At 35.6% G+C, this 9,727-nt stretch carries 10 protein-coding genes and 1 tRNA gene; 10 read left to right on the plus strand and 1 reads right to left on the minus strand.

Annotated elements, in window-relative coordinates:
- The first annotated feature begins 58 nt into the window (after positions 1 to 58).
- The 9 genes from ABMA70_RS10415 to ABMA70_RS10455 all read left to right on the plus strand — a co-directional run bounded on the left by ABMA70_RS10415 (position 59) and on the right by ABMA70_RS10455 (position 8,108).
- Positions 59 to 1,021, plus strand: a complete 963-nt coding sequence (locus ABMA70_RS10415; RefSeq protein WP_392993688.1) for a heme A synthase — start codon at positions 59 to 61, stop codon at positions 1,019 to 1,021.
- Positions 1,021 to 2,772, plus strand: a complete 1,752-nt coding sequence (gene cyoE / locus ABMA70_RS10420; protein WP_103218391.1) for a heme o synthase — start codon at positions 1,021 to 1,023, stop codon at positions 2,770 to 2,772. Before ABMA70_RS10415 ends, cyoE begins: the two co-directional genes overlap by 1 nt.
- Positions 2,773 to 2,849: 77 nt before the next feature.
- Positions 2,850 to 3,656, plus strand: coding sequence for a cytochrome c oxidase subunit II (locus ABMA70_RS10425; protein ID WP_103218390.1), 807 nt, complete (start codon positions 2,850 to 2,852; stop codon positions 3,654 to 3,656).
- Between the two features lie 29 nt (positions 3,657 to 3,685).
- Positions 3,686 to 5,425 carry a cbb3-type cytochrome c oxidase subunit I gene (locus ABMA70_RS10430; RefSeq protein ID WP_103218389.1) on the plus strand — a complete coding sequence of 580 codons (1,740 nt, stop codon included), beginning with the start codon at positions 3,686 to 3,688 and terminating at the stop codon, positions 5,423 to 5,425.
- 17 nt (positions 5,426 to 5,442) lie between these two features.
- Positions 5,443 to 6,012, plus strand: a complete 570-nt coding sequence (locus ABMA70_RS10435) for a heme-copper oxidase subunit III (RefSeq protein ID WP_393022198.1) — start codon at positions 5,443 to 5,445, stop codon at positions 6,010 to 6,012.
- Positions 6,013 to 6,022: 10 nt separating this feature from the next.
- Complete coding sequence (locus ABMA70_RS10440) at positions 6,023 to 6,901, plus strand: c-type cytochrome (RefSeq protein ID WP_103218387.1); 879 nt, start codon at positions 6,023 to 6,025, stop codon at positions 6,899 to 6,901.
- Positions 6,902 to 6,920: 19 nt separating this feature from the next.
- Positions 6,921 to 7,607: an SCO family protein gene (locus ABMA70_RS10445; RefSeq protein ID WP_103218386.1), complete on the plus strand. Its 687-nt coding sequence runs from the start codon at positions 6,921 to 6,923 to the stop codon at positions 7,605 to 7,607.
- Between the two features lie 22 nt (positions 7,608 to 7,629).
- Complete coding sequence (locus ABMA70_RS10450) at positions 7,630 to 7,914, plus strand: cytochrome C oxidase subunit IV family protein (RefSeq protein WP_158246900.1); 285 nt, start codon at positions 7,630 to 7,632, stop codon at positions 7,912 to 7,914.
- 20 nt (positions 7,915 to 7,934) lie between these two features.
- Positions 7,935 to 8,108 (plus strand): hypothetical protein, encoded by a 174-nt coding sequence (locus ABMA70_RS10455; RefSeq protein WP_158246899.1) that lies wholly within the window; start codon positions 7,935 to 7,937, stop codon positions 8,106 to 8,108.
- Between the two features lie 661 nt (positions 8,109 to 8,769).
- On the opposite strand, the gene ABMA70_RS10460 is transcribed toward ABMA70_RS10455, so the two are convergent.
- Positions 8,770 to 9,345: a peptidylprolyl isomerase gene (locus ABMA70_RS10460; RefSeq protein WP_392993681.1), complete on the minus strand. Its 576-nt coding sequence runs from the start codon at positions 9,343 to 9,345 to the stop codon at positions 8,770 to 8,772.
- Positions 9,346 to 9,523: 178 nt separating this feature from the next.
- Between ABMA70_RS10460 and ABMA70_RS10465 the strand changes: the two genes are divergently transcribed.
- Positions 9,524 to 9,599: transfer RNA gene (locus ABMA70_RS10465), tRNA-Ala, on the plus strand.
- Positions 9,600 to 9,727: the final 128 nt, after the last annotated feature.

Genomic DNA, 9,727 nt, shown 5'->3' on the forward strand with positions numbered 1-9,727 from the left:
TGAAAATTATTCATATTTCTAGTTGGGTTAAGAAAGTTGAAATCAAGCTGAAGTTGAAATGGAAAATTCTAAAAAATTACGATTCAAAAAGTTTTTGCCTGTAGTCATAATCACTGTTTTTGCACTTATTCTCATTGGAGGGATGGTAAGAAGCACCGGAGCTGGAATGGGATGTCCTGATTGGCCAACTTGTTTCGGTAAAATTGTTCCTCCTACAAGTGTTGATCAACTTCCAGCTGATTATCAAACTCGTTTTGCAAAGCCTGGTCGCATTGTTGCTATTTTCAATCCTGTACATACATGGACGGAGTACTTCAACAGAATGGCCGGTGTATGGACTGGCATTGCTTCGATCATTTTAGTAGTACTATCATTTGCTTATAAGAAGGATAATAAGAAGGTTGTATGGCTTTCTGGATTGGCCTTGTTTCTAGTCGTTTTAAATGGTGGTGTAGGAGCAATGGTCGTTAGTTCACATCTACATCCAGCTGTTATTACAATTCATATGTTACTCGCGATATTTCTTGCATTTGCGCTTGCCCATTTAAAATATGAGGTAACGGAACTCAAATTTCATCGCAAACACTGCGTTGATCGCTACAAAGACTTCTTGTGGGTTCTTGTGGGACTAGTTGTGATTCAAATCGTTTTAGGAACTCAAGTTAGAGAGCAAATTGACTTGATAACTAATACAGAGCCGAATTTAGCTAGGACAAATTGGGTTGAACGACTTGATATGATTTTTTATATTCACCGTTCTTTCTCAATCTTAGTACTTCTTGGATTTTCGTATACTCTTAGAAAAATCATGGAAGAGTTCAAAGACAATTCATTTGTACAAAAGAAGTGTATCTCAATAATGTTAGTGTTAATTGGTGTCATTACAGCAGGAGTAGTCTTAGCTTATTTAGCATTTCCAGCCTTTGCTCAGCCAGTTCACTTATTATTTGCTATTTTACTTTCTTACTTTATTTATGAGTTATTAATCATTCTTAAAAAATCTCAAGAGGTGGAACTGTAATGTATCGTACACTTGCCTTCATCAATATATTATTAACTTTAGGTTTAATTGTCATTGGTGGGTTAGTGAGTGCGGACTTCACTGGCCTAGAGTGTACTTCTTGGCCAATCTGTTATGCAGCTACTGTTGATAAGTCATCAATATATCCAATTTTACATAGAGTTTTTGCTGGAATTATCATTGTTTTAAATACATTTCTTTTTATTAAGCATCCAAAAGAAAAGTCTGTTCGTTTAGGACTATTTCTTTTAATTCTTCAGTCGCTACTGGGTGGAATTAACTTCATTTATAAGCTTCCAACTCTTGTCAGTGTTTTCCACTTAATTTTAAGTTTTGCTTATATCGCAATCTTTTCTCAGCAATTTTATCCTGTTATCAAAAAACAAGAACTGAATTTAAAAGGGTATTCACCTTCGTCGAAAGATCTTGTCTTTATTATGTTACTAATTGCATTTGGACAGTTCTTCTTTGGTGGTATTGTTCATCAAACTGCAACAAAAGATGTGTGTGGAGTAGGGGATAATATTAATATCCTATGCCAAACAGCAGAGGGCCTTCGCTTTTGGCCTACTACTGTAGCAGCACAAATACACTCTCTTCATAAGTATTTAGGAGTCCTGTTTCTAGTAGTACTACTAGCGTTTCTCTTTAGTATAAGAAAAACAATTACTTTATTACATGGAAGAGCATTTAAACAATTCTCTCTTTTATCTGGAAGTTTAGTTGGACTATTTTTAGTTCACTTATTTAATGCAAAGAGATTGTTCTTACTAACTGATACTACTTACTTCCAAGTACTTCATCTTTTATTAGCAATTATCATTACGCTAAATTTACTTTTCTTATTTCAGTGGTTCAAGCGTTTTGAGGAAGTGTTTTTTGGTGGTTATAAGCATACTGTAGCAAGTGACTTGTTAAGCTTAACTAAGCCAAGACTTGGTCTACTCGTTGTTTCGACTATTATTTCAGGAATTTTACTTACTGGACAATATGTTGATTTCTTCTATCTGATTAATGCACTTATTTTTTCAATTTTAATTGTCATGTCTGCAACGACAATTAATTGCTATATGGAAATTGAAGTTGATTCCAATATGGTTCGTACTAAAGATCGCGCCTTACCAGCAGGACGAATAAAACCAATTTATGCTGTTGTTCAAGGATGGCTGCTTTTTATTCTCGGATTTAGTCTAACTTATATTTATGTAAATAAAGTTACTGCGTTACTCGGTGCGTTGGCATTTTTTTCTTATCTTTATGTCTATACTCCGATGAAGAGAACTAGTCCTGCTGCGTTATTTGTTGGTGCACTTCCTGGGGCAATTCCTCCTGTGATGGGACGCACAATTGTGACAGGTGAAATTGATGGTCTAGCAATTTTATTGTTTGGTATTTTGTTTATTTGGCAAATTCCTCACTTCATGGCCATCTCGATTTACCATAAACAAGATTACGCGGAAGGTGATATTAAGGTTTATCCTCATTACTACTCAATTGCCAAAATGAAGATCTGTATTGCTCTTTGGACATTACTGTTGTTTTTATTTAGTAGTGCCGGATATTTCTTTGGTCTCAATTCTTGGAACTTTTTTATCGCTTCATTAGTAGTTAATGGGCTATTTTTTGCGCAGAGTTTGCAAAGTTTTTTTATTCATGATGAGCCGAGTTACGTAGCTTGGGCCCGACAATATTTTTGGGGTTCTATAATCTATTTACCACTCTTGCTATCATTGATGATTTTCCTTAGCTAAATCGTGGAAAATGTTATAAAAAAGGGTTAAAATTTATCAATTCAAATTAATAAAGTATTTCAATAGAAGGAAGGTCTATGGGATTTTTGACACCTGTTTTAGCTACAGTTGTTAGTACAACTTCTAAGCAGATGAGTCTTTGGGAAAGAATGAAACCACCTGAAGATATCTCTGTGCACGGTCACTTGATCGATTGGTTATTTGGCTACACTACTTACATGAACCTCTTTTTCTTTGCATTAGTATGTGCAGGATTATTTGGTTTCTCTTACTTTTATTCAGCTAAGAGACACCCAAAGCCTTATTATACTTATGGGAACAAGAAGATTCATATCATCATTGCGACTGTAATTGGTCTATCGGTATTCCTTGGAATCGATATGAACATTACAAGAATGTCGAATGAGGATTATGTAAATGTTTTTGCTAAGTGGCCAAAAGAGGACGAGAATCCACTTCGTATTCAAGCGCTTGGTCAGCAATGGGCATGGCACTTTAGATATGCTGGTGCAGACAATATCTTCAACACAGAAGATGATGTTGTTCAGTTAAATGACTTAAGACTACCTGTTGGTCGTAAAGTTGTTATTCAAGTACTTTCAAAAGATGTAATTCACTCACTATATTTTCCAAATGCTCGTCGTAAGGTTGATGCAATTCCTGGTCGTTTAACTCGTCTATGGTTTGAACCAACTAAAGCTGGTACTTGGGATATTGCTTGTGCAGAAATGTGTGGAACATATCACTACAGAATGAAAGCTTCTCTAACTACTTATTCAGCTGAGGACTACGCAACTTGGATTGCGGAAGCTCAAGAGAAAGCTATTCATGAGAATGACCCTGAAAACCCTGAATTATTCTGGGGTTGGAAGTGGCAGTACTAATTTTAAGATAACTTTTAGGAGAATATAAAATGGCATTTTTCGAGCAACATATTCACTCAGAGCCAAAGACTTTCATCTCAAAGTATATTTTTTCTTATGATCACAAAGTGATCGGAAAACAATTTCTTTGGTACGGAATCATTGGTCTAGGTTTAGGTGGGATGATGGCCCTTATGATTCGCTGGACACTAGCGTTTCCTGGAGAGGCATTCCCAATTCTAGGTAACTTACTTTTCCCTTCAACAGGAGGAGTTGTTCCACCAGATACGTACGCGATGCTTTTCACTATGCACGGTACGATCATGATTTTCTACGCAATTACGCCAATTCTAATTGGGGCGTTCGGAAACTATCTTATCCCATTACAAATTGGGGCAAGAGATATGGTCTTCCCATTACTTAATATGCTTTCTTTTTGGATTGCAGCTGCATCAGCGTTAATCCTTGTTGCTTCTCTGTGTTTACCACTAGGTGCTGCAGCAGGTGGTTGGACTTCGTACCCAACTTTATCAACGCTAATTGGTTCACCAGGGGCCGGGCAAACTCTTTGGACTCTTGCTCTTTTCCTTCTTGGTGTATCTTCAACGATGGGTGCGGTTAACTATATTACAACTGTTATCGTTCTTAGAGCTCCAGGTATGGGATACTTTGATATGCCACTATCTGTTTGGGGTCTATGGCTAACAGCTATTCTAAACGCAATTTTCCTTCCAGTACTTGGTGCAGGTCTTTTACTTCTATTATTTGACCGTGTATTTGGAACAACTTTCTTCCTTGCTGGTGCTGCTGCAACAACAGGAACAGGTGATCCTATCCTTTACCAACACGTATTCTGGATCTTTGGTCACCCTGAAGTTTATATCCTTATTCTTCCTGCGTGGGGGATTGTATCTGACTTACTTTCTTTCTTCGCTAGAAAACCAGCATTTGGTGCGAAAGCAACTGCGCTTTCTATGACTTCGATTACAATTCTTTCAACAATTGTATATGGTCACCACATGTATACGACTCAAATGAGTCCACTTTTAACTCAAACTTTCATGACTCTTACAATGACGATCTCAATTCCATCTGCAATTTTCTTTGCAAACTGGTTAGGGACAATTTGGAAAGGATCAATCAAGTTTGATACGCCAATGATTTTCTCTCTTGGTGTTGTATTCGTTTTTGGTCTTGGTGGTCTAACAGGTCTATATCTAGCAACTGTTACAACTGACCTTTACCTACACGATACATACTTTGTTGTTGGTCACTTCCACTATACGATGGCAGCTTCTGTACTTCTTGGTGGATACGCAGCAATTTATTTCTGGATGCCAAAAATGTTTGGTAAATTCCTGAATGAATTCTGGGGTAAAGTGCACTTCTGGATCACAATGATTGGTCTAAATGGTGTATTCATGGGAATGATGATTGTTGGATACGCAGGTATGCACAGACGTCTTTATAACCCATTTGTTTACGAATTTATGGAAAGACTAATCCCAATTAATGCATTTGTTACTTACTCTGCACTACTAATGGGTCTTGGACAAATTCCATTCGTAATCAACTTTGTTTACACAATTTTCTTTAAGAAAGAAAAAGAGCCAGTATCTGACAACCCTTGGAATGTTGGTACTCTTGAGTGGACAATACCATCACCAGCACCAGTGTATAACTTTAAAGAGATTCCTGTTGTTAAGTGTGGACCACACGAACTAGGAAACCCAAATCTTCCAGAAGGTAAGGATTTCCAATATCAAACTGAAGAAATAGTTGAGGCATAATTAGAATGAACCAAGTAATGACAAACAAAGATTTTGAAGCAAAACAGCTCACATCATCAATCGCGATGATTGTGCTTCTTGTTTCATTTACAATGCTCTTTGCTACGATGTTACTTGGTTTTTCTGTTTACCGTTTAACTGTTGATGTATGGCCACCAATGGGAATGCCGAGAATTCCTCTAACACTCCCTATGGTCAGTACAATAATAATTGCGTTAAGTTCTGTTGCTTTAGTGCTGTTTGAATCTGCATTCAATAAGCACAATACTAAGGCCATGAGAGTTTATTTCGCATTAACTTATTTATTAGGTCTTGGTTTCATGTTTGTTCAATGGCAACTTTGGAACTCAATGGCAGCGATGGGACTTCAAGCTTCTGGCGGAGTATTCCCATCTTTATTTTATGCACTTACTTGGACACATGCTGCGCATATTGTTTTAGGTTTAATTGCACTTTTATTTCTTCTTCCTGTTTCAATGAAAGGTTACAGTATGGAGAAAGTAACTTGGGTACAGAATGTATCTAAGTTTTGGCACTTTTTAGGTGTCGTTTGGTTAGTAATGTTTATCGTTATGTTTGTATTTTAAGAGGATAGCTATGAAGAAAATGGCATTAACTTTAACAGCAATGTTTACAATTTTATCTTTGGTTTCTTGCCAGGAAAACCACTTCAAAGAAGATAAAGTATTCGCAGGTGGCCTCTATGTTAAGAAAGATGTTCTTAATAGAGGGAAGCAAATTTACACTGAATACTGTATGCCTTGTCACGGTGTTGACGGTGATGGAAAAGGTGTTGCAGCTAAGGCAATGAAAGTTCCACCACGTGACTTTACTAAAGGTGTCTTCAAGTTTGGAGAAGTTGAAGCGGGAACTCTTCCACACGATAAGCACTTCTACAAAATCTTAGAGAAGGGTCTTCATGGTACGGCAATGCTTCCATGGGATCTAACTGAAGATCAAATGTTTGAAGTTGTTCAATACATTAAAACTTTTGCTCCATCAGTATGGGAAGGTAAAGATAAGGAACTTGGAAAACAAGTTACTCTTGGTAAAAACCCTTACGGTGTAGCTCACGTTAAGTCTGCTATTGAAGAAGGTAAGAAAGTTTATCACGCAGATGCAATGTGCTGGTCATGTCACAGAGCTTACGTTCCTAAGGATGAGCTTGCGAAGCTTACTGGTATGAGCGCGAGTGATTTCTCTGATAGTGATTATCAATCAAAGCTTCAAGAAACTGAGTGGGGATTCAAATCACTTCCACCTGATTTTACTTGGAATACGATTCGTTCGGCAGATACAGTTGAAGAAATTGCTCTTCGTTTAGCTGCAGGTGTTGGTGGAACAGCAATGGCCGCTTGGAAAGGAACACTTACAGATGATCAAATCTGGGCAGTTGCTCACTACGTAGAGTATCTTAAGAACTTAAAAGACACAGAAGCTCGTAAAGAGTTACTTGATCGTATTAAGAATCAATAAGAATCAACAGAGTTAAATAATGACTAGTTTAGGTATAAAAAGATCAAATTCACTAATCGAAACGCTTGTCTCAAAGAAAGCGTTTTGGTTAGTATTTGTTTTATATTTCTTCTCAGTACCTTTTTTCAAATCAGTATTTAGAGAATTACCTCCTGAACTTCCAGTCATGAAACAATTACCAGCTTTCTCACTTACTAATAGTTTTGGAAAAACATTTGGATCAAAAGAATTAGAAGGGCGTGTTTATATAGCAAACTTCATTTTCACTAATTGTCCGTCTAGCTGTCTTAGGTTAACGGAAGAAATGCAAAAGATTCAAAAGAGAGTAAGAGGACTTGGGCAAAAGGTTGCACTTGTATCTTTTACTGTTGATCCTGAAACGGATAATCCTAAAACACTATTTAAGTATGCAAGAAAACATCAAGCAAATCCTTATATTTGGACTTTCTTAACTGGAAAGACTGAAGATATGCAATCTACAATAGTAGATGGCTTCGGTACTCAGATGGGAAAATTACAAGAAGTTGAGGCCAATGTTAACGGTGAAAAGGTAACAATGCTTGATATTGCACACTCTGAAAAACTTGTTCTAGTTGATGGACATGGTAAAATCAGAGGGTATTACGATTCAACAAGTAAAGATATTAATAAGCTAATGATTGATCTTGGTTTATTAGTTAACAAAGAACAGTATTTAAAAAATTAATTAATTATAAATGGAGAATAAAATGGCTGAAGGCGCACATCATTCACACAAGAAATTATATATTTTCATTTTCTTCGTACTGACGTTTTTAACAGCTGTGGAACTAATCATTCCAGGTATGACAAATATTGCAAAGTTTTATCGCGATAGTGCTTTAGTACTTTTAGCTCTTGGAAAAGCTTTCTTAGTTGCTTACTACTTTATGCACTTAAATGAAGAAACTAAATGGACACGTTTTATTGCTGCAATTCCAATTTCAGCAGGTGTTTATGCTACTGTGCTTATTTTAGAATCAATGTTTAGATAATTAGACACAAAGGAGTTTGTATGTCTGAAAACACGAATACGACTACACAACAAGTACCAACTAAAGAGCCATTACCAGTAAAAGATGGACAATTTACTGCGAAAACAAGTTGGATCATTGGATTTTTAATTGTTGGGCTCCTGATTTTAAAAACATTCATTTATACAAAAGATAAAAAAAGACATGGAAAATAAAAAAAGCCTGCAGAATATGCAGGCTTTTTTTTTAGTTTTTTAAATAAATTGAACAAGAAATCTTTTGCCCTTATTCCTTCTTTCCCCAAAACGAAACAGTTGTTTACAAACACACCGACGCCATAACCCAGACGATTTTCAATCGTAAGAAATTTTTAAAAGCAACTAGAGTGTTTTAATTCTTTATCAGAAAAAAAATCAAAAAATATGTACTGAAATCTTTTGCTAGCTCTTCTTGAGTTGCAATTGATAAAGTTAATTTTAATTTTATATATAAAAAGCTTTCTTCTTCTTCTTTCGAATGCATTCCTTTATCTCCATGCCTAAACAGTGGTTGAGAAATTATTCAGTTCTAACTTTATAAATTATTTAATTTATGAACATATTTAGAAAGTGTGTTTGTTAGTTTTAAATTTTTTCTCTTTTAGTAAAGAAGAAATAAAAAATGTAATGATTGTTTTTGTTAAACTATTATTTGTAAAAGTACTTTTGCTTACACATTATCTTATATTACTTGTAATAGCTTTAAAGCCGGTTTTGTCTGCATTATATAAGTGATAAGAGCAATTTAATTTTTCTAAATTTTAGCGATGATTTCTAAGTTAATAAGTAAAAAAAAACCTGCAAACTGCAGGTCTTTTAAAATTAAAAAAAGTTTTTCTTATTCTAAGTATTCAATACTGATAATTTTATCACCGGCTTTAATCTTTTTTAAGATGTCTAATCCATCTACTACTTGCCCGAAGACAGTATACTTACCATCTAAGTGAGGAAGTGCTGTTAGTGCTATATAGAATTGAGAATCAGCACTATTTTCATCTGTTAAAGTACGGGCCATGGCCATTGTTCCAGCAACATGACTTATATTATTAAATTCTGCCTGGATTTTTTTGCCTGAACCGCCATTACCAGTGCCTGTAGGATCCCCTGTTTGCACTACAAAGTTAGGAATTACTCGATGAAAGCCCAATCCATCATAAAAACCACTTTGAATTAACTGAATTAGGCGTGCAACCGTATTAGGAGCCTTTTTAGGATAGAATTTAAAGGTAATATTACCGTGTGAAGTCTTAATAATACCTTCAGATTCAGATAATCCAGTACGATCTACATTTATTTTAAAGACATCAACCTTTTTGTCCGATACTTCTTCCTGTGTTTTTATATCGCTATTCTTGCTACAACTTAAAAAGATGCATAGAAATAGTGAGATTCTTACAAGCTTTACAATAGTCATTATTGAAATTCTCCTTTGCATAATGAAATTATGATAGGAAATTAAAAAAAATGCAAAAAAAGTAAAAAAAAAGAAAAAACAGTGTTGACATATGAAACGAGGTCACATAAATTACGTTTCACCTTGAGAGATGAACGAAACAAATCAACTGCTTAAAACAGATGATGAGTTATCTTGTGGGCGTGTAGCTCAGTTGGGAGAGCACCTGCTTTGCACGCAGGGGGTCGCAGGTTCGACTCCTGTCATGTCCACCATTTATTTCAAGAGGCTCTTTAACATTCAAATAAAGTAATAAAGATTTGCTGCTTAGGTAGCAAACAAGATGAGAAGAAATCCAAAATAAGTTTTAAACGGTTTTTGAAAGATCTGACGTAACTGAATC

Origin of the sequence: Halobacteriovorax sp. XZX-3 (assembly GCF_043196495.1) — a bacterium.
In the GTDB taxonomy this organism is placed as follows: Bacteria; Bdellovibrionota; Bacteriovoracia; order Bacteriovoracales; family Bacteriovoracaceae; genus Halobacteriovorax_A.

What these genes read in the sequence shown, in the direction of transcription:
- ABMA70_RS10415 (WP_392993688.1), top strand. Translation starts at nt 59, where the DNA reads ATGGAAAATTCTAAAAAATTACGATTCAAAAAGTTTTTGCCTGTAGTC.
- cyoE (WP_103218391.1), top strand. Translation starts at nt 1,021, where the DNA reads ATGTATCGTACACTTGCCTTCATCAATATATTATTAACTTTAGGTTTA.
- ABMA70_RS10425 (WP_103218390.1), top strand. Translation starts at nt 2,850, where the DNA reads ATGGGATTTTTGACACCTGTTTTAGCTACAGTTGTTAGTACAACTTCT.
- ABMA70_RS10430 (WP_103218389.1), top strand. Translation starts at nt 3,686, where the DNA reads ATGGCATTTTTCGAGCAACATATTCACTCAGAGCCAAAGACTTTCATC.
- ABMA70_RS10435 (WP_393022198.1), top strand. Translation starts at nt 5,443, where the DNA reads ATGACAAACAAAGATTTTGAAGCAAAACAGCTCACATCATCAATCGCG.
- ABMA70_RS10440 (WP_103218387.1), top strand. Translation starts at nt 6,023, where the DNA reads ATGAAGAAAATGGCATTAACTTTAACAGCAATGTTTACAATTTTATCT.
- ABMA70_RS10445 (WP_103218386.1), top strand. Translation starts at nt 6,921, where the DNA reads ATGACTAGTTTAGGTATAAAAAGATCAAATTCACTAATCGAAACGCTT.
- ABMA70_RS10450 (WP_158246900.1), top strand. Translation starts at nt 7,630, where the DNA reads ATGGCTGAAGGCGCACATCATTCACACAAGAAATTATATATTTTCATT.
- ABMA70_RS10455 (WP_158246899.1), top strand. Translation starts at nt 7,935, where the DNA reads ATGTCTGAAAACACGAATACGACTACACAACAAGTACCAACTAAAGAG.
- ABMA70_RS10460 (WP_392993681.1), bottom strand. Translation starts at nt 9,345, where the DNA reads ATGACTATTGTAAAGCTTGTAAGAATCTCACTATTTCTATGCATCTTT.